This is a genomic window from Actinoallomurus sp. NBC_01490 (assembly GCF_036227085.1).
Classification (GTDB): Bacteria; Actinomycetota; Actinomycetes; order Streptosporangiales; family Streptosporangiaceae; genus Actinoallomurus; species Actinoallomurus oryzae.
This window is the reverse complement of the sequence record NZ_CP109433.1, coordinates 4,895,994-4,914,796: the sequence shown is the minus strand read 5'-3', so window position 1 is coordinate 4,914,796 and position 18,803 is coordinate 4,895,994. Positions and strand designations below refer to the sequence as shown.

Sequence of the window (18,803 nt, the reverse complement as noted above, 5' to 3'; positions counted from 1 at the left end):
ACCCCGCGAAAGGGGCTTTCGTCGGGTACGCGGCACACTGTCCGGATGCGATTGCGACACCTGATCGCGGTGCTCCTGCTCTCCGTCTCCGCCTGCTCGGCGGGGCACGACCACACCGTCGCCCGCCGGCCGGGCGGCCGGCTCCCGGCCGTGCGGCGCACCGGCCCGGCCGTCACTCCCACGCCCGCGCCTCCGCGCCCCCGGCGCATGGTCCTCCACGGGGCGCGCGACTCCGGCATGGTCGCGCTCACGTTCGACGCCGACATGACGCACGGCATGTGGCGATCGCTCGACGCCGGGCGGATCAAGTCCTCCTATGACCACCGCATCGTCGACACGCTCGACGCCACCCACACTCCGGCGACCATTTTCGCCACCGGCATGTGGATCCGGCGCTATCCGGCGGCGACGAAGACGCTCGCGGCCGATCCGCTGCTGGAGTTCGCCAATCATTCCTATGAGCACAGCGCCTTCACGGCCCCGTGTTACGGCCTGCCGGTCCTGCCGGCCCGGGACCGCGCGGCGGACCTGCGGCACGCCGCGCGGATCCTGCGCGACCACGTTCCCGCGCCCACGCCCTACTTCCGGTTCCCCGGCGGATGCCACGACCGGTCTGCGGTGCGGGCGGTGCTGGCCGCCGGGCTGACGCCGGTGCAGTGGGACGTGATCAGCGGTGACGCCTTCGGCCACGACCCCCATGCGATCACGCGTACGGTCCTGAAGGAGGCGAAGGGCGGATCGATCGTCGTCATGCACCTCAACGGAGCGCCCACCGCGCCCGAGACGCACGCGGCGCTGCCCGGGATCATCACCGGCCTGCGGGCGCGGGGGCTGCGCCTGGTCAAGGTGTCGGAGCTGCTCACCGCCCGTTGAACCGGGCACCGGCGGGTATCCATCACAATGGAGAGTGGCCTTTCCGGCCATTCGCCCAGATGACGAACGGTGTTGACGAACGTGCGCCTGCTGAACGGTGAGCAACCGGTTCACGACCTGACTTACAACGACGTCTTCATGGTGCCCCGCCGGTCCGACGTCGGCTCCCGGCTCGAGGTCGACCTGTCGACCAGTGACGGCAGCGGGACGACGATCCCCATCGTCGTCGCCAACATGACCGCCGTCTCGGGCCGCCGGATGGCCGAGACGATCGCCCGCCGCGGCGGGCTCGCGGTGATCCCCCAGGACATCCCGGTGGACGTCGTCTCCGACGTCATCGGCTGGGTCAAGACCCGTCATCTCATCGTCGACACCGCGATCCGGCTGGGTCCCGGCAGCACGGTCGGCGAGGCGCTCGGCCTGCTGTCCAAGCGCGCGCACGGCGCCGTCATCGTCGTCGCGGACGACCGTCCCGTCGGCGTGGTCACCGAGGCCGACTGCCTGAGCGTCGACCGGTTCACCCAGCTCAGCGAGGTGATGTCCCGCGATCTGCTCACGCTCCCGGACACCGTCGACCCGCAGAAGGCCTTCGACACCCTGCACACACGCGGCCACCGGCTCGCGCCCGTGGTCGACGGTGAGGGCCGGCTGACCGGCGTGCTGACCCGTACGGGCGCGCTGCGCGCGACGCTGTACGAGCCCGCGGTGGACGCCGGCGGCCGGCTGCGTGTGGCCGCCGCGATCGGTGTGAACGGTGAGGTGGAGGAGAAGGCCGAGGCGCTTCTCGCCGCCGGGGCCGACGTGCTGGTCATCGACACCGCGCACGGGCACCAGGACAAGATGCTCGGCGCGCTGCGGCGCGTGCGCGGGCTCGATCCTCAGGTGCCCGTCGTGGCCGGCAACGTCGTGACCGCGGACGGCGTGCGCGACCTGGTCGAGGCGGGCGCCGACATCGTCAAGGTCGGGGTCGGCCCGGGCGCGATGTGCACGACCCGCATGATGACCGGCGTGGGCCGCCCGCAGTTCTCCGCCGTCCTCGAGTGCGCCGCGGAGGCCCGCCGGCTGGGCCGCCACGTCTGGGCGGACGGCGGCGTACGCCACCCGCGCGACGTGGCCCTGGCCCTCGCCGCCGGTGCGGCGAACGTCATGATCGGCTCGTGGTTCGCCGGGACCCTGGAGTCGCCGGGCGACCTGCAGCGCGCCTCCGACGGGCGGCTGTACAAGGAGAGCTTCGGGATGGCCTCGGCCCGCGCGGTACGCCTGCGCACGGCCGAGGACTCGCCCTTCGAGCGCGCCCGCAAGGCGCTGTTCGAGGAGGGGATCTCCACCTCGCGGATGTACGTCGACCCGCAGTCACCCGGCGTCGAGGACGTGCTCGACACGATCATCGCGGGGCTGCGGAGCGCCTGCACGTACGCGGGCGCGCGGACGCTGGAGGAGTTCCACGAGCGGGCGCTGGTGGGGGTGCAGAGCCCGTCGGGCTACGCGGAGGGCGAACCACTGCACGTCAGCTGGTGACCGGCCGCCGCACCGAGCATGTCCGGGATGGGTGGATCATAGAAGGGACGTCGAGGCGAGGACGGTGATATGCCCCGTATCCAGGGGTTCGAGGCCTACCGCATGGCGATGCCGCGCGGCCGGCGCCCGGAGAGCATTCTCGTCCGGGTGACGGACGACGACGGCCTCGCGGGCTGGGGCGAGGTGGCCGGCTCCGACGTCTGCTGGGCCGACATCGAAGAGCGCGTCGGCCCCGCCCTGCTCGGCCTCGACTGGGAGCTGCCCGAGGAGGTCGGCGGCGTCGGCGGGCTCGGCGGCAGCGCGGCGGCCTCGGCGACCGACATCGCCTGCTGGGACCTGTGGTGCCGCCGCCAGGGCAGCCCGCTGTCCCACTCGCTCGGCGGCACCCGCACCTCGGTGATGGCCGGCGCCCGGCTCGGTGCCGAACCCACGCTCGACGTGCTGCTCACCCGCGTCAACCGCCTGGTCGGCGCCGGCTACACGCGGGTCACGCTCGCGGTGCACCCCGGCTGGGACGTCGAGCCCGTCCGCGCCGTACGCCGGGCGTTCCCCGCGCTCGCCCTCCAGGCCGACGCCGGCGAGGCGTACACCGAGGCGCAGGCCCACCTCGACGCGCTGGAGGCCCTCGACGCGTACGGCCTGATGGCGATCGAACGGCCGTTCCCCGGCGACGACCTGCCCGCGTACGCCCGGCTGCAGCGGCAGGTCGCCACGGCGGTGTGCCTCGACCCGGCCGACCTGGACACCGTCGACAGCGCCATCGCCATGAGCGCGGGCCGCATGATGGGCCTGCGCATCGCCCGGCTGGGCGGCCTGACCGCGACCCGCGGCGCCCACGACCGCGCGCTGGCGGCCGGCTGGGACGCGTGGTGCGGCGGCGCGGACGGGTTCGGCATCGGCCAGGCGGCGGCGGTCGCGGTGGCCAGCCTGCCGGGCTGTGACCTGCCGAGCGACGTGACCGAGACCCCGACCGCCACGGCGGTCGTGTCCCCGCCGGTGAGCGTGAACGGCGGCGTCGTGGCCGTCCCCCTCACCCAGCCGGGCCTCGGCCACGACATCGACGAGGCGATGGTCTCCCGCCTCGCCCGCCAGAGCCTGCGCATCCCGGCCTGACACCGGCGTCACACCGGACGGCGGGCGAGGCGCCGGGCGTCTCTCGCCCGCCGGGCCCCGGGGGTGCCGCGGGTCACACTCCGGCGAGCCGGCCGGACCGGCGCAGGTACACCACCCGGGTCACGACGGCGCAGAGTACGTAGAAGCCGATGAAGGCGACGTAGGCGCCGGTGCCGGACCCGTACGCGAGGAACGACTGCCGGAAGGCCAGGTTCACCAGGACGCCGCCGAACGCGCCGACGGCGCCGGCGAGACCGATCACCGCGCCGGACAGGCGGCGGGCCTCCGTCTCCTCCGCGCACCTCACACGGAAGATCGCCGGGATCATCTTGTACGTCGAGCCGTTGCCGACCCCGCTGAGCACGAACAGCAGCACGAACCCCACGATGAACAGCGGCAGCGACCGCTCCGCGGAGGCGAGCAGGACCACGGCGGCGCCCAGCGCCATGGCGGCGAAGTTCCAGAACGTCACTTTCGCGCCGCCGAGCCGGTCCGCCAGCCTGCCGCCCACCGGGCGGACCAGGGAGCCGAGCAGCGGCCCGAGGAAGGTCAGGTACGCGGCCTTGACCGGAGTGGCGAAGTCGGCGGCGAACTGCACCTGGAGCACCTGGCCGAAGGCGAACCCGAAACCGATGAACGACCCGAACGTGCCGATGTAGAGCAGCGAGACGATCCAGGTGTGGGCGTCCCGGGCGACGTCACGCATGGCCCGCCGATCGTTACGGAGCCCGGGGAGGTTGTCCATCCACAGCGCCGCGCCGACGGCGGCCAGGACGACGAGCGGGATGTAGACGCCCGCCACGAGACGCGGGTGCCCGGCGCCCGCCGTGGCCAGGACCGCCAGGCCCACGAGTTGGACCACGGCCACCCCGAGGTTGCCGCCGCCGGCGTTGACCCCCAGCGCCCAGCCCTTGAGCCGCTGGGGGTAGAAGGCGTTGATGTTCGCCATCGAGGAGGCGAAGTTGCCGCCGCCGACGCCCGCGAGAGCGGCGACCGCCAGCAGCGTGCCGTACGACACGCCGGGGTGGATGACGACGGCGGCGGCCACGGCCGGCACGAGCAGCAGGCCGGCGCTGATCATGGTCCAGGTGCGACCGCCGAACCGGGCCACCGCGAAGGTGTACGGCAGGCGCAGCGCCGCGCCGATCGCCGTGGGCACCGTGGTGAGCACGAACTTGCCCGCCGGGTCGATGTGGTACGCCGGGCCGAGGAAGAGGACCAGCACCGACCACAGGCTCCAGACCGAGAAGCCGACGTGCTCGCTGAAGATGGACAGGACGAGGTTGCGCCGGGCGACCCTCGCCCCGGTCGCCGTCCAGAACGTCGCGTCCTCGGGACGCCAGTCGGTGATCCGGCGTGGCGCGGTGGTGGGCGTGCGCCGCTCGACGGTGGTCATGGGAGCCTCCTGCGGTCCGTAGGGCCGCCTCGGACGGTAGGAACGCGGCGTTTCTCCCTCGTGTGAGGCCGGAGTCGGCGGTGCTACGTTCCGTGCACGCCGCGCGGCGTGAGGCTGTGAGGCGGCAGGCGGCGCACCGGCCCGCCGGGCCCGCGGTGAAGCGCTTGTAGCAGCGCGGTAATACGGCGGACTCGGTGGCGAAACGCCGCGCCCGCAATATCGGCACATGACCGAGCGGAGCGAGGGAATCGAGAACGAGGCCCCGGTGGTCACGCCGGCCGATGGTGAAATGCCCACCCGGGAGCTTGTCGTCGTCGGCCACGGCCCGGCCGCCCACCGCCTGATCGAGGCGGTCCGCGAGCGGGACACCGAGGGCCGCTGGCAGATCACCGTGGTGGGCGAGGAGCCACGCCCGGCCTACGACCGGGTCGCGTTGACCTCCTACCTCACCGACGGCGCCGACCTGGCGTACCCCGCCCACGACGACGCCGTACGCGTCCGTACGGGAGAGCGGGTGACCTCGATCGACCGTGCCGGCCGTACGGTCACGACGGACGCCGGGGACACGCTGCGCTACGACACGCTGGTGCTGGCCACCGGATCGGTGCCGTTCGTCCCGCCCGTACCCGGGGCCGGCGCCGCCTTCGTGTACCGCACCATCGACGACCTGGACGCCCTGCGGGCACGGGCCGCGGGCCGCGCGAGCGGGGTCGTCGTCGGCGGCGGGCTCCTGGGCCTGGAGGCGGCCCGCGCCCTGCAGGGCCTCGGCCTGGACACCCACATCGTGGAGATGGCGCCCTGGCTGATGGCCCGCCAGCTCGACGAGGGCGGCGGGGCGATGCTGCGGCGCCACATCGAGGCGCTCGGCCTGCGGGTGCACACGGACGTCATGCTGGAGCGCGTCGAGGCCGACGCGGTCCATCTCGCCGGCGGCACCGTCCTGCCGGCCGGCGTCGTCGTCTTCTCCGCCGGCATCCGCCCCCGCGACGAGCTGGCCCGCGACGCCGGGCTGGAGGTCGGCGAGCGCGGCGGGATCGTGGTGGACGACGCCTGCCGCACCGGCGACCCGCGGATCTACGCGATCGGCGAGTGCGCGCTCGTGGGCGGGCAGGTCTACGGGCTGGTCGGGCCGTGCCTGTCGATGGCCGAGGTGGTCGCGGACGCGCTGTTCGGCGGGGCGGCCCGGTTCGCGGGTGCCGACACGTCCACGCAGCTCAAGCTCATGGGCGTCGACGTCGCGAGCTTCGGCGACCCGTCGGCCGACGCGCTGAACGTCAGCTACACCGACCCGGTCGCCGGGACGTACAAGCGGCTCGTCGTCAGCGACGACGCGGGGACCCTGCTGGGCGGGGTGCTCGTCGGCGACGCGTCGGCCTATCCCACCCTGCGCGCCTGTGTCGGCGCGAGCCTGCCCGCGGCGCCCGACCGGCTCCTGTTCGGCGGCACCGAGGCCGTGGCCGGCGCGATGACCGAAGAGACGATGGTGTGCAGCTGCAACGGCGTCAGCGCCGGCGCCATCCGCTCCGCGATCACCGACGGGGGCCTCACCGACCTTCCCGCGGTGAAGGCGTGCACCCGCGCGGGCACCGGCTGCGGAAGCTGTGTCCCGCTGGTGAAGCGGATCCTCGACGAGGAGCTCACCTCCGCGGGCATCCCGGTGAGCCGGGCGCTGTGCGAGCACTTCGACCACACCCGCGCGGAGCTGTTCGACATCATCCGGGTGCGGGGCATCACGACGTTCAGCGGGCTCATCGCCGAGTACGGCCGGGGCCGCGGCTGCGACATCTGCAAGCCGGCCGTCGCCTCGATCCTGGCCAGCCTCGGCACCGGGCACATCCTCGACGGCGAGCAGGCCGGCCTGCAGGACACCAACGACCAGTTCCTGGCGAACATGCAGAAGAACGGCACCTACTCGGTGGTGCCGCGCGTGCCCGGCGGGGAGATCACCCCGGAGAAGCTGATCGTCATCGGCGAGGTGGCGCGCGACTTCGGCCTCTACACGAAGATCACCGGCGGCCAGCGGATCGACATGTTCGGGGCCCGCGTCGAGCAGCTCCCGCTGATCTGGAAGCGGCTGACCGACGCCGGGTTCGAGTCCGGGCACGCGTACGGCAAGGCGCTGCGCACGGTCAAGTCGTGCGTGGGGTCCACCTGGTGCCGCTACGGCGTGCAGGACTCGGTCGGCCTGGCGATCCGGCTCGAGCTGCGCTACCGGGGCCTGCGCGCCCCGCACAAGATCAAGTCGGCGGTGTCCGGGTGCGCGCGGGAGTGCGCGGAGGCGCAGAGCAAGGACTTCGGCGTCATCGCCACCGAGAAGGGCTGGAACCTCTACGTCGCCGGGAACGGCGGGATGCGGCCGCGGCACGCCGACCTGTTCGCCACCGACCTGGACACCGAGACCCTGATCCGCTACGTCGACCGGTTCCTGATGTTCTACATCCGCACCGCGGACCGGCTCCAGCGCACCGCGTCGTGGCTGGAGAGCCTCGACGGCGGCATCGAGTACCTGCGGGACGTCATCGTCGCGGACCGGCTCGGCATCTGCGACTCGCTCGACGCGGCGATGGCCCGGCACGTGGAGGACTACAGCGACGAATGGCGGGCGACGCTGGAGGACCCCGAGCGACTGAGCCGCTTCGTGTCCTTCGTCAACGCCCCCGGCACCCCCGACCCGAGCATCGTCTTCGAACCCGAACGCGACCAGATCAAACCCGTGATCCCGGAGGTGGTGTCCCGGTGACCTCGCGAGCGAGGAGATCGGGAACACCGGCAGAGGAGGACTCATGACCGAGGTGCTGGACCGCGCCCCCGTGTCGGTGCGCTGGCAGACCGTCTGCGACTACGACGACCTGCCGCCGGAGGACGGCGTGTGCGCGCTCGTCCACGGAGAGCAGGTGGCGATCTTCCGGACCCACGACGGGCGCCTGTACGCCCTGTCCAACCGCGACCCGTTCAGCGGCGCGTACGTGCTGGCGCGCGGCATCGTGGGCTCCCGCGGCGGCGTGCCCACCGTCGCCTCGCCCATGTACAAGCAGGTCTTCGACCTGACGACGGGCCGCTGCCTGGACGATCCGGCGGTCCGGGTGCCGGCGTACCGCGTGCGCGTCAGCGGCACGCGGGTGGAGGTGGCCCGCGCGTGATCGACGAGCCCCTGGCCGGCTTCACGGTGGGCGTGACGGCGGCGCGCCGGCACGAGGAGCTCTCGGCGCTGCTGGAACGCCGCGGCGCCCGGGTGGTCTACGCCCCCGCGATCCGGCTGGTGTCGCTGTCCGACGACGCGCTGCTCCTGGCCGCGACACGGCAGATGCTGGCGCACCCGGTCGACGACGTCGTCGTCACCACCGGCATCGGGTTCCGTACGTGGCTGGAGACCGCCGACGGCTGGGGGCTGCGCGACGACCTGCTCGGGAAACTGAACGACGCCCGGATCCTCGCCCGCGGCCCCAAGGCGCGCGGCGCGGTCCGCGCGGCCGGGATGGCCGAGGCGTGGTCGCCGGAGTCGGAGAGCTGCGAGGAGGTGCTGCGCCACCTGCTGCGTGAGGACCTCACCGGCCGCCGGATCGCGGTGCAGCTGTACGGCGAGCCCTGCCCGGACCTCACCGACGGGCTGCGGCGTGCCGGCGCCACGGTGCTGGAGATCCCGGTGTACCAGTGGGCACCGGCCGAGGATCCTGAGCCGCTCCGGCGCCTCGTCGAGCGGGCCGTGGCGGGCACGCTGGACGCGATCACCTTCACGAGCGCGCCCGCCGTCGCCGCGACGCTGGCCGTCGCCGACGAGCACGGCAGCGGAGAGCCGCTGCTCGAAGCCCTGCGCACGCGTGTGGTCGCCGCCTGCGTCGGCCCGGTGACCGCGGCGCCGCTGGAACGCCACCGCGTGCCGACCGTACGGCCGGACCGCTCGCGGCTCGGCGCGCTCGTCCGCGCCCTCGCCGCCGACCTGCCGGTACGGCACTCGGGCCGGATCGTGGTGCGCGGCCACACGCTCGAACTGCGCGGGCACGGCGTGCTCGTCGACGGGCGGCTGCGGCCGGTGACGCGGGCGCCGATGGCGGTGCTGCGGGCGCTGGCGGAGCGTCCCGGGCACGTCGTCTCGCGCACGGAGCTGTGCGGCGTGCTGCCGAGCGGAACCGGACCGGCCGGACCGTGGCAGGCGCGTCTCCAGCCCGACGAGCACGCGGTGGAGATGGCGGTGGCACGGCTGCGGCGCGTCCTCGGGCGGCCCGGCCTGATCGAGACGGTGGTCAAGCGCGGTTACCGGCTCGCCTGCGAGCCCGCCGCGGAGGGCGCCGTACCGTGAGCGAGCGAAGCGAGTGAACCGGCAAGCACGCGCCCCAGGTCACTCCACCGACGGAGGAGGACTCGTGAGCGCGACTCCGATACTGCTGGCCGTGGGCCACGGCACGCGCGACCCGGCGGGGGCCGCCACGATCCGCGCCCTGCTGGAACGCGTGCGCGCGCTGCGCCCGGCGCTGCCCGTGGCGGAGTGCTTCGCCGAGATCTGCGCGCCGTCCCTCGATGACGCCGTGGCGGCCCTGGGCGGGCCCGCGGTGGCCGTGCCGCTGATGCTGGGCCGCGGCTACCACTCCCTGGTGGACATCCCCGGACGCACCGGCCCCGGTGCCGTGGTCGCCCGGCCGCTCGGCCCCCACGCGCTGCTGGCACGCGCGCTCGCCGACCGGCTGCGGGCGACGCCGCCGGCGGACGCCGTGGTGCTCGGCGCCGCCGGCACGTCCGATCCCTCCGGCATGGCCGACGTCCGCGCCGCGGCGCGGCTGCTGGGGTGGCACCTGGGGCGCCCGGTGGCGCACGGGTTCGCCGCGTCGGCGGAGCCGTCGCTCACCGACGTCGTCGGCGACCTGCGACGGCGCGGCGCCCGGCGGGTCGTCATCGCGTCCTACCTGCTCGCCCCGGGGTTCTTCCACCGGCGGATCCTCGACTCCGGCGCGGACGCCGTCAGCCCGCCGATCGGCGTCCACGACGCGCTCGCGACCCTAATCTTGCGGCGTTACGACGAAGCCGCGGCCGCATACGGCCGGATCGGTGAAGCGCCACAGAAGGCGGTTTCCCGCACATAATGCTTCCGCGCGGACGGAGGATTCGGAGCGTCAGGCACCTGACCTGGCTCTCAGCGGGGGATGATGCGACACATGGAACCGTTCCTAAAGACTGAGCGTGAGTTGCACAGGCTCAGTCGGACGCTCCGAACGGTGTTGAGCGTCCTGGTCGCCCGCGTTCGCGCCGTATCCGGCTCCAGCGGATCGTGTCCGTGGTCCGGGGATACGGTGGCGGGTTCCCTCACGCCCACGGGCGGCGCCTGCGGCCTGGGCGGTCCGATGCCCACGACGATCGCTCTGGTCGTCGTGGGGCGGTGCCGTCCGTCGCCGGATGCGGTGCCCGAGGGCGCGTCGTCCGATCGCGATGCCGGCGGCATCGTGACGGGTCGGCTTGCGGTGGGGCGTAACCATAGGTTTTTGCCAGTGCTCGGCGCCCCACTTGGAGGTGTAGGCAGGATCGACCGCGACGATCGTGATCCCCAGCTCAGCGGCCATACTGACCAGCCGCGCTCGCAGCTTGCTCACAGGCATGCCGCTGATCAGCTTTCGAAACCGCTTGCGGCGGCCGTGTTTCTCGCGGGTTTTTTCCGCCGCGAAGTCGAGGTCTTCGATCGCGATGCTCAAGCTGTGCCGGACGGCCCAGCGCAGCAGGCGGGTGAGGGCATGGCGCAGCTGGGCGTCGCGGTGCTGAGCGTTGCCGGACAGGTCATAGAAAAACCGCAGAGGCTCACCGCACGGGTTGCCGTGCTCGTCCAGGCGCCACGCGGCCAGATGATCGGCATTGGTGTCCACGCCGATCAGGCCGCCTCGCCTGACCTGGTCGAGCGGAACGGTCTTGACAGGCGGGATCGTCCACGACGCGGTGAGGTACCAGCGCCCTCGCTCGACATCCAGGTGGATACGGTAGGCCACGGCCCGGTTCGCGTTAATGCGGTCGGCCCACTCGGCGCCCCGGTGGTGAAATATTACGGCGCCCGCCAAGACGTACCGGCCATGCCTGGCGTTGGCCAGACGCGCCAGCGCAGCAGGGAGTTTGAGCGACACTTCACCGTCCGGCGTCACGCGGATGGTTTCATTGCCGTACCTCTTGCCGGATTCGCCGTCGGCGGTCAGGAACCAGCGCTCGACTTCCCAGCGCTTCCGCCACTGCCCTTCGGACAGCTGAGCGGCCTGGAGGTTGTGACGGTTGCGGGCAAGCCTCTTGCCGCCCCGCACGACGCGGACGCGCCCGGCCTCCCAGTCGGCCCGCTCCCTGATGAGCCGGTCTTCAAGCACACGCAGACGCCGGGTCTTGGCGAACCACTCCTGCCGGGTGCGGTAACCGCCCGCCGAGCCCTTGGTGCCCTTCTCACCCACGGGCAGCGAAAGGCGGTGTGTGATCGTCGCGATGCCCGCCTCAAGCCCTTGGATGTGGGCGAGTTGGGCACGCCGCGACAGCGCCCACTGGTCGTGCGTCGCCTTAGTGATCGACCCGGCCCACCGGGAAGAGGACTCCCCGGTCAGGCCCCGCTTGCGCTCCGCCCACCTGTCACTGGAATGGTCCAGGCCGTCAGCGCAGCGCCGCTTCAGATCACCAGACGCGAGCGTCCCCAGGTGCGCGCCCACGGCCCGCAACACCTTCTCGTCCTCGGGCGTAAGACCCTTGAGCCGAGTACGGATCGCTACACCAGAGGGCCCCAACGCGACGAACGGCGCCTCGATCGGCCGCAGTTTCGCATCAGCCATACCGGGCGCCTCCAACGCCTCACGAGCACAGTTCTTCGCCGAACGGCGGCCGTACAGGCGGGCACACAACGATGTCAGCACCTGCCGTATGGGGACTGATCCCCTGCGATCGACCACTCAGCCAGATCCACGCGGAGACCATAGCGACGAAAGTCAAGGTCATGCAGACTTATCCACACTCAACCAACGGCAATTCCGAACCCCTTCCGAGTGCGGTGTGGGTCGTGGCCGGGCCACCGGGCAGCGGGAAGTCGACGGTGGCCGACCTGCTCCTGGCGCGGCTGCGGCCCGCTCCCGCGCTGCTCGACAAGGACACGCTCTACGGCCCGTTCGTCTCGGCGACGCTGCGCGAGAACGGCCGCCCGGAGGGCGAGCGCGAAGGTCCCTGGTACGACGAGCACATCAAGGTCCACGAGTACGCCGGGATGACCGCCACCGCCCGCGAGATCCGCTCGCACGGATGCCCGGTGCTGCTCAGCGGCCCGTTCACCGGGCAGATCCACGACCCTCGCCGGTGGCGCGCGTGGACCGAGGAGCTGGGCGGTTCGCCGGTGCACCTGGTCTGGATACGCGCGGACCGCGAGACGCTGCTCCATCGCCTCAAGAGCCGCGGCCTCGAACGCGACCAGCGCAAGCTGGAGCGCTTCGAGGAGTTCGCCGCCGCGATACGCGTCGGTGAGCCGCCGCCCGTCCCCCACATCGCGCTGGACAACCGCATGACGGCGCGGCCGCTCGCCGACCAGCTCGACGAGCTGTTCTGAGACCCGGGGTCAGACGCAGTCCCAGAAGAAACGGCCCTCACGCCGGTCGGGGGCGAGGTACGCGTAGCCGGTCCCGCCGCCGAAGTTCAGCGCGTAGGGGTCGCCGTCCCAGCCCTCGGCGCCGTCGATCTGGAAGAAGAACCGCCAGGGCGCCGGCATCTCGCTCACGGGCTGCCAGAAGCGCGGCCGGCCGCCGACGTAACCGCCGGGTGGTGAGGCGTCGGTGCCGGCGGCGTCGAGGAACACCCCGTCCCGTTCGGCATCCAGCGCGGCGATCTGCTCGTCCAGGGCGCGTTCCTCGGCCGGACCCAGCGGTGCCAGGTCGACGTGCAGTTCGACGGGCAGGCGCTCGACCCAGGTCGCGCCGCGCCGCCACAGCGACGGGCCGGTCGGCGCCCCGGCGACGGCCAGGAACTCCGGGACGCGTCCCCCGGGTTGGACGAGCAGGGCGTTCTCCCCGCCCTCCGGCTCGTACGTGGCGGCCACTCCGTCGGGATCGTCGGTGACGAACAGGTAGGCCATCGCCTGCTCCTCGCCCGGGATCGGGAACTGCCCGGCGAACATCATGGGGGTGCCCAGCTCCCGCGACACCGGCCAGCACGGCCGATCGAGCCACACCGGCTGCCCGCCCAGCTTGGCCACCGGCTCGCGGATCGGCGCCGTCGCCGGTCGGAAGGCCATCCGCGACCGTGGCGTCACCTGGCCGCCGGGCTCATCCGTGGTCATGGCGTCCCTCCCCTGCTCCTCGGCGAACCCCGCGTCATTTGCGGAACAGCTCCCGCAGGTTGACCACCAGCAGCACGCCGGCGACCACGACCATCGGGCCGAGCAGCACGTAGCGGCCGCCGTACACGACCGCGAAGCTCAGCCCGACCACGACGGCCACGGCGCCGGCCAGCATCAGCAGGCCCGTCGCGAGCGCGAGCATCCGGCGGCGGGCCCACGCCTCCATCGTCAGGAAGAGGAAGACGACCCCGGCGAGAAGGATCGAGACCGGCTCGTGCGGCACGACGAAGACGCCGACGACGGCGAGGATGAACAGGGGCGTGCTCAGCGCGGCCCAGACGTTGAGGAAGCGCGTGCGCGAGCCCCGGGTCGGCGTGTACGGGACGTTCGGCTCGCGCAGGTGCTCCTGCGGTTCGGCCTCGGGCGGGCGCGCGAGCGTCGCGTCGTGCGCGGCACGCTCCTCGGCCAGGTCCGTACGCGTGCGGACCAGCGCCCGAAGGGCGTTCTCGGCCTTCACCACGTCCGCCGACCGCTGCCGCGCCAGGGCGCGGGCGTTCTCGTGGTGGCCGAGGGAGACGGCGGCCGCGCGCAGCCGGCGCAGCTCCTCGCGGTCGCGCTCGATCGTGGCGTCGGCGTCCGCGATCTCCCGGTCCAGGATCGCGATCCGCTCGCGCAGCGCCCGGTGGTCGTCCTCGGGCTGGGGCGGGACCTTCTGCAGCCCGGCCCACCCGAGCGGGTCCGCCCAGAGGGTGCGCACCCGGCCGTCGCGCTCGTAGCGCGGGCCCGCCGGCGCGCGCTCGCCGCCGACCCAGTCGCGTGTGTCGCGCCCCCACAGCCCGTGGAAGCCGCTCACCCACGGCGTCTCGTCGGAGATGAGCACCGGATGCCAGCCACGCCCACGGGACGGGCCGATCTCCTCGCCGTCCCCCATGGCGTAGTCGATGAAGGGGATGCCGACGCCGGTGTGCCGGCGCCCCTCCCGCAGCCAGGGGAAGGCGAAGGCCGTGACCCGCCGGGTGCCGCGGAGGACCGGGCGCAGCCGCGCCGGGTTGACGGTGACCAGGTACCGGCCGCGGACGAACGCGCCCGAGTGCGAGCCCGCTCCGACGTAGATCATCGGATGGTCGCCGACCCGCCGCAGCTCCGGGTCGTCCCAGCGGCGCCGCAGGTCGTCGCCCGACTCGTCGTGCGCGGACACCGCCACCCACGCCGGCCGCGGCCCGTCCGGGGACTCGGCGAGGTAGACCGTGACGGCCTCCCAGTCCGCCTCGTGGTCGTTCACGCCGCTGAAGGTCGTGCGCCAGTCGTTCATCGCGTACAGGAAGAAGTACTGGAGGATCACATAGCCGCCCTCGCGCACGACCCGGCCGTAGTAGGTGCAGCGGGACGGGTTCATGCGGCGCTCGTACAGGTCGGCGGCCGCCGCGGCGACGCCGCCGGGCACCGAGCCGCGCAGGAACAGCGACGCGCGCAGCAGCACGTCGAAGACCCGGCCGAACAGCCCGACCGCGGCGAGCCGCCCCGACTTGGCGATGGGCGGCTTGGCGTGGGAGTACCGGCGGACCTCCTTGCGGTGGAAGGGCTCCTGGACGAGCAGCAGCGACAGCTGGGAGTCCGGGTGTCGCGCCGCCGTCGCGACCAGCACCTCGGTGGTCAGCTCACCCGCGGGGACGAGCTGCTCCTCCCCCCGCCACAGGCCGCAGCAGCGGACGTAGTCCTCCACGGCGACCGGGAAGAAGCGCTCCCCGTCGGTATAGGACAGGACCGGTTCGTACCGGCGCAGCAGCTCCAGGTCGGACTCGTACGGAACGGTTTCTTCCGGCTCAGCCACCGAATCCCCTAGTAACGGCCATTCGGCTGTTATACCGGACGGCCATTACCGGTGATGTCTCTGTATCGGGGTGCATGAACGGTTTTTCACCGGGTACCCCGTAGGCGCTTCAGCCGTCCAGGGAGTTGATAGCCAAATGTCCGCAACGCTACGAGTCCCGCGCACCCGCGGTGCCCTCAGCGGGCTGCTGCTGGTGCTGCTCGGCCTGTGGGGGGCGCTCATGCCGCTCGTCGGGCCGTATTTCCACTTCGGGTTCGCCCCCGACGAGGCGTGGCACTTCACGTCCGGCCGGGTGTGGCTGCAGGTCGTGCCCGGTGCCGCCGTCTTCCTCGGCGGCCTGATCGCGCTCGCCAGCGCCAACCGCGCCTTCGCGGCGTTCGGCGCCTGGCTGGCCGCGCTCGGCGGCGCCTGGTTCGGCGTCGGCGTCCCGCTCAGCGGCCTGTGGGCCGACCAGGGCCGCACGACCCTCGGATCGGCGCTCGGCGGCACGACGCGCCAGGTCGCCGAGCAGATCACGCTGCTGTACGGGCTCGGCGTCGTCGCCGTCTTCCTCGCCGCCGTCGCCCTCGGCCGCCTCGCCGTGGTCGGCGTACGGGACGCCGCGCTGGCCGAACGCGCCGACCGGCCGTCGCCGGTGGTCGAGGAGAGGCCGGTGACCGACGCGTCCCCCGGCCCCCGCCCGCCGCTGGGGCGTCGCCCGGCACGACCGGAGGACGCCACCGTGCCGCCGCCGCGCGGTCCGCTGCCCGAGCGGATCCCCGGCACCTCACCCGAACCGGTCCCGCCGCAGACCACGGGCCCGGGCGACGTGAAGGTGGCCGGCCGGACCGACGAGACGCGCGGGCGACCGGGCGCCGGCGCCTGACACCGTCTCGGATTCCACGGCCCCCGTCCGCTTCCCCCGGCGGACGGGGGCCGTGGGGTGTCCGGGCTCAGCCGCCGTACAGGTCCAGCAGGGCCCGCGCCGAGGTGATCATGCACTCGCGCAGTTCGGCCGGTTCGAGCACCTCCACCTCGCCGCCGAACCGCAGCAGTTCCGAGTGGGCGTGCCGGACGGACTCGATCGGGATCACGGTGCGCACCCAGCCGGCCTCGTCGGGCTCGCCGGCGTTCTCCCGGGCCGCCTCGACCACCGCGGGCGTGAGCAGGTACGAGACGCGGCGCATCCCCTCGGGCGAGAAGCGGACGACGGCCTCGCCGCTGAACATGTCGCGGTGGAAGCGGTCGAGATAGGCACACCAGAACGCGGAGAGGTCGAAGCCGGCGGGGCGTTCGAAGACCTCGTCGAGGATCTCCAGCTCCCGGATCCGGTCGACGCGGTACGTACGGTCGCCTCCCTCCGACCGCGCGATGAGGTACCAGTTGCCCGCCTTGAGGACCAACCCGAGCGGCTCGATCGTCCGGGTGACCGGCGTCGGGGCCTTCCAGCGCCGGTACAGCATCCGGACGCGGTGCTGGTTCCACACGGCGTCGGCGACGGCGGCCAGGTGCGGCGTCGGCGCGCCGCCGTGGAACCAGCCGGGCACGTCCAGGTGGAAGCGCTCGCGTACGCGGCCGGCGCGTTCGGCCAGATGCTTGGGCAGCGCGGCCATGAGCTTCAGCTCGGCGGCGGTCAGCACGGTGCCCAGGCCCAGCTCGGCGGCGGGACCCGGCATGCCGGCGAAGAACAGCGACTCCGCCTCCGCGGGGGTCAGGCCGGTGAGGCGGGTGCGGTAGCCGTCGAGCAGCTGGTAACCGCCGGCCGGCCCGCGGTCGGCGTAGACCGGCACGCCGGCGGCGGACAGCGACTCGACGTCCCGGTAGATCGTCCGCAGCGAGACCTCCAGCTCCTCGGCGAGCTGCTGCGCGGTCATCCGCCCGCGCGCCTGCAGAAGCAGCAGAAGAGACACCAGCCGGCTCGCGCGCATGCGCCCCAGTCTGCCCGCACCCGCCGGGTGGCCCGGACCTGCCTCCCGCGGCCGGTCTCCCATCCGCGGCCGGGCGGTCTCCTACGCCGAGGCCAGGCGGCGGGCGTGCTCGGTCGCCGTGGCGGCGGAGCCGTCGTGGGCCGGCCCGTGGCCGGGCAGCAGGACGTCCGCGTCGAGCCGCCCCATCGCCCGCAGGCTCGCCAGCGCCTCGTCGCGGTCGTGGTGGAAGTACCCGGGCAGCAGCTGCGGCCCCCGGGCGCGTGAGGTGGGATGGCCGGCGACGAGCGCGTCGCCGGTGAGCAGGACTCCGGCGTCCGGCAGGTGGTACGCGCAGTGGCCCGCCGTGTGGCCGGGCGTGTGCACCGGCACCGGTCGGCCGGGCAGGTCCAGCGCGGCCGGGAACGCCTGCGGCTCCGCGACGCGTACGTCCGTGAGGCCGCCCGAACGGACCGCGCGCACCGCCCACGGCAGCACACCCGGACGCCAGGCGTTCTGCGCGATCTGGCCGACGGAGACCTGGTGGAGGAACTCACGCCGGGCGTGCGGGACCTCCTTCTCGTGCATCAGCACGGGAACGCCGTACGTCGTACGGAGGTACTCCGCGGAGCCGAGGTGGTCGGAGTGCGCGTGCGTGATGAGGACGGCCGCGAGGTCCTCGGGCCGGCGCCCCACCGCGGCCAGGGAGGCGAGGACCCGCTCACGGTCGCCGGGATAGCCGGTGTCCACGAGCGTGGCCGCGTCGCCCTCGGTGAGGATGACCCAGTTGGTGTTGCTCCCGCGGGCGAGGTGCACGCCCGCACGGATCTCGGTGACGTCGTCCATGGGCCCCGATTATCGCGGCTCAGATCACGATGACGGTCTTTCCGCGCGCCCTTCCGGCGCGGCTGCGCGCCAGGGCGCCGGGCGCCTGGGAAAGTGTCACCGTGTCGCCGATGACCACCCTGACGTGCCCGGCGTCGATCTCGCGGGCGAGGCGTTCGAGGAGGTCGGCGCTCGCGGCGCTGCTGAAGTTGGCCGCCTCGACCCCCGGCAGGCCGCCGTCCGGCACCGCGAAGACCGGGCTGAGGATCATGCCGCCGGGGCGGATCACCGGCAGCAGCGCGCGCAGCCGATCGGTGTCGCTCGCCAGGTCGATGACGGCGTCCACCGGGGGGTCGACCTGGCCGGCGATCGGGCCCGCGGTGTGGTCGACCACCTCCATGGCGCCCAGGGCGTGCATCAGGTCGGCCTTGTCCTTCGCCGCGGTGGCGACGACGGCGATGCCGCGCGCGGAGGCGAGCTGCGTCGCGAAGGTGCCGACGCCTCCGGTGGCGCCGACCACCAGCAGCCGCCCGGCGCCGGTCGCGGCGACCCGGTCGACGAGGTTGAGCGCGGTCATGCCCGCGGTGGGCACGGCGGCGGCCTCGCTCAGCGCGACCGTGCGCGGGGCCGCGGCGATCGCGTCCTGGGACGCGACGGCCAGCTCGGCGTACGATCCGCGCCCTTCCTCGACCTTGGCGAACTGCCCGAAGACCGCGTCGCCCGGCTGGAAGCCGGCGACGTCGGCGCCGACCCGCTCGACGGTGCCCGCGCCGTCGGTGCCGATGATCAGCGGGAACCTCGCGTCCGGGACGATACCGTCGATGACCTTCCAGTCGAACGGGTTCAGCCCGGCGGCGGTCAGCCGCACCAGCACCTCACCGGGGCCGGGCGCGGGCACCGGCTGGTCGGTCACCTCGGGTTCGGCTCCGAAGCCGGTCACGGTGACAGCGCGCATGCATCCCCCCGAAACGTCAACGCGGACGGTCCATACCCCTGGCCGTCGAGGCTCATCCCCCGGAATCGGCCCATGATCCCACTTTCCGCGACCACGGGTAGCCTGCCGGACGTGGCGGTGGAGGATTCTTGGGACGTTCGTAC

Annotated in this window: 16 protein-coding genes; 9 read left to right on the top strand and 7 right to left on the bottom strand. The window is 73.2% G+C overall.

The genetic code is table 11. The features are described from left to right. Nucleotides 1-45: 45 nt before the first annotated feature. The 3 genes from OG417_RS23210 (at nt 46) to OG417_RS23200 (ending at nt 3,504) form a co-directional block, all read left to right on the top strand. Nucleotides 46-873, top strand: coding sequence for a polysaccharide deacetylase family protein (locus tag OG417_RS23210; RefSeq protein WP_329259780.1), 828 nt, complete (start codon nt 46-48; stop codon nt 871-873). 81 nt (nt 874-954) lie between these two features. Further along, the gene (locus OG417_RS23205; protein WP_329262481.1) at nt 955-2,391 is read left to right on the top strand and encodes a GuaB1 family IMP dehydrogenase-related protein; all 1,437 of its coding nucleotides are present in this window, start codon (nt 955-957) and stop codon (nt 2,389-2,391) included. A 69-nt stretch (nt 2,392-2,460) separates the two neighbouring features. Further along, a complete protein-coding gene (locus tag OG417_RS23200) occupies nt 2,461-3,504 on the top strand; it encodes an enolase C-terminal domain-like protein (RefSeq protein WP_329259778.1) in 1,044 nt (347 codons plus the stop codon). Between the two features lie 73 nt (nt 3,505-3,577). On the opposite strand, the gene OG417_RS23195 is transcribed toward OG417_RS23200, so the two are convergent. After that, nucleotides 3,578-4,900, bottom strand: coding sequence for a nitrate/nitrite transporter (locus OG417_RS23195; protein ID WP_329259775.1), 1,323 nt, complete (start codon nt 4,898-4,900; stop codon nt 3,578-3,580). A gap of 289 nt (nt 4,901-5,189) precedes the next feature. Here OG417_RS23195 and nirB point away from each other — a divergent pair, with 289 nt between their 5' ends. The 4 genes from nirB to OG417_RS23175 all read left to right on the top strand — a co-directional run bounded on the left by nirB (nt 5,190) and on the right by OG417_RS23175 (nt 9,975). Then, a complete protein-coding gene (nirB, locus tag OG417_RS23190) occupies nt 5,190-7,640 on the top strand; it encodes a nitrite reductase large subunit NirB (protein WP_329262478.1) in 2,451 nt (816 codons plus the stop codon). 43 nt (nt 7,641-7,683) lie between these two features. Further along, nucleotides 7,684-8,040 (top strand): nitrite reductase small subunit NirD, encoded by a 357-nt coding sequence (nirD, locus tag OG417_RS23185; RefSeq protein WP_329259772.1) that lies wholly within the window; start codon nt 7,684-7,686, stop codon nt 8,038-8,040. Beyond that, nucleotides 8,037-9,197 (top strand): uroporphyrinogen-III synthase, encoded by a 1,161-nt coding sequence (locus tag OG417_RS23180; RefSeq protein ID WP_329259769.1) that lies wholly within the window; start codon nt 8,037-8,039, stop codon nt 9,195-9,197. Before nirD ends, OG417_RS23180 begins: the two co-directional genes overlap by 4 nt. Nucleotides 9,198-9,261: 64 nt before the next feature. Next, entirely contained in the window at nt 9,262-9,975 is a 714-nt protein-coding gene (locus OG417_RS23175; RefSeq protein WP_329259766.1) for a sirohydrochlorin chelatase, read from the top strand. A gap of 84 nt (nt 9,976-10,059) precedes the next feature. On the opposite strand, the gene OG417_RS23170 is transcribed toward OG417_RS23175, so the two are convergent. Then, nucleotides 10,060-11,760, bottom strand: coding sequence for a transposase (locus OG417_RS23170; protein WP_329259763.1), 1,701 nt, complete (start codon nt 11,758-11,760; stop codon nt 10,060-10,062). Between the two features lie 143 nt (nt 11,761-11,903). Here OG417_RS23170 and OG417_RS23165 point away from each other — a divergent pair, with 143 nt between their 5' ends. Then, on the top strand, nt 11,904-12,440 hold the full coding sequence (locus OG417_RS23165) for an AAA family ATPase (RefSeq protein WP_442875716.1): 537 nt from the start codon (nt 11,904-11,906) through the stop codon (nt 12,438-12,440). Nucleotides 12,441-12,449: 9 nt separating this feature from the next. Here the strand turns inward: OG417_RS23165 and OG417_RS23160 are convergent, their stop codons facing one another. Together OG417_RS23160 and OG417_RS23155 are read right to left on the bottom strand one after the other, a co-directional pair. Then, nucleotides 12,450-13,166, bottom strand: a complete 717-nt coding sequence (locus OG417_RS23160) for a hypothetical protein (RefSeq protein ID WP_329259758.1) — start codon at nt 13,164-13,166, stop codon at nt 12,450-12,452. A 34-nt stretch (nt 13,167-13,200) separates the two neighbouring features. Further along, a complete protein-coding gene (locus OG417_RS23155; protein WP_329259755.1) occupies nt 13,201-14,997 on the bottom strand; it encodes a hypothetical protein in 1,797 nt (598 codons plus the stop codon). Between the two features lie 136 nt (nt 14,998-15,133). Here OG417_RS23155 and OG417_RS23150 point away from each other — a divergent pair, with 136 nt between their 5' ends. Beyond that, entirely contained in the window at nt 15,134-15,862 is a 729-nt protein-coding gene (locus OG417_RS23150; protein ID WP_329259752.1) for a hypothetical protein, read from the top strand. Between the two features lie 67 nt (nt 15,863-15,929). On the opposite strand, the gene OG417_RS23145 is transcribed toward OG417_RS23150, so the two are convergent. The 3 genes from OG417_RS23145 to OG417_RS23135 all read right to left on the bottom strand — a co-directional run bounded on the left by OG417_RS23145 (nt 15,930) and on the right by OG417_RS23135 (nt 18,660). Then, nucleotides 15,930-16,904 carry a helix-turn-helix transcriptional regulator gene (locus tag OG417_RS23145; protein WP_329259750.1) on the bottom strand — a complete coding sequence of 325 codons (975 nt, stop codon included), beginning with the start codon at nt 16,902-16,904 and terminating at the stop codon, nt 15,930-15,932. Between the two features lie 81 nt (nt 16,905-16,985). After that, a complete protein-coding gene (locus tag OG417_RS23140) occupies nt 16,986-17,726 on the bottom strand; it encodes an MBL fold metallo-hydrolase (RefSeq protein WP_329259748.1) in 741 nt (246 codons plus the stop codon). 19 nt (nt 17,727-17,745) lie between these two features. Continuing rightward, the gene (locus tag OG417_RS23135; protein WP_329259745.1) at nt 17,746-18,660 is read right to left on the bottom strand and encodes an NADP-dependent oxidoreductase; all 915 of its coding nucleotides are present in this window, start codon (nt 18,658-18,660) and stop codon (nt 17,746-17,748) included. Nucleotides 18,661-18,803 lie beyond the last annotated feature (143 nt).

Bases quoted from the DNA above. Each gene is read 5' to 3' on its own strand.
- nirD (WP_329259772.1), top strand. From the start codon at position 7,684: ATGACCGAGGTGCTGGACCGCGCCCCCGTGTCGGTGCGCTGGCAGACC.
- OG417_RS23195 (WP_329259775.1), bottom strand. From the start codon at position 4,900: ATGACCACCGTCGAGCGGCGCACGCCCACCACCGCGCCACGCCGGATC.
- OG417_RS23135 (WP_329259745.1), bottom strand. From the start codon at position 18,660: ATGCGCGCTGTCACCGTGACCGGCTTCGGAGCCGAACCCGAGGTGACC.
- OG417_RS23145 (WP_329259750.1), bottom strand. From the start codon at position 16,904: ATGCGCGCGAGCCGGCTGGTGTCTCTTCTGCTGCTTCTGCAGGCGCGC.
- nirB (WP_329262478.1), top strand. From the start codon at position 5,190: ATGCCCACCCGGGAGCTTGTCGTCGTCGGCCACGGCCCGGCCGCCCAC.
- OG417_RS23150 (WP_329259752.1), top strand. From the start codon at position 15,134: ATGTCCGCAACGCTACGAGTCCCGCGCACCCGCGGTGCCCTCAGCGGG.
- OG417_RS23210 (WP_329259780.1), top strand. From the start codon at position 46: ATGCGATTGCGACACCTGATCGCGGTGCTCCTGCTCTCCGTCTCCGCC.
- OG417_RS23200 (WP_329259778.1), top strand. From the start codon at position 2,461: ATGCCCCGTATCCAGGGGTTCGAGGCCTACCGCATGGCGATGCCGCGC.
- OG417_RS23140 (WP_329259748.1), bottom strand. From the start codon at position 17,726: ATGGACGACGTCACCGAGATCCGTGCGGGCGTGCACCTCGCCCGCGGG.
- OG417_RS23160 (WP_329259758.1), bottom strand. From the start codon at position 13,166: ATGACCACGGATGAGCCCGGCGGCCAGGTGACGCCACGGTCGCGGATG.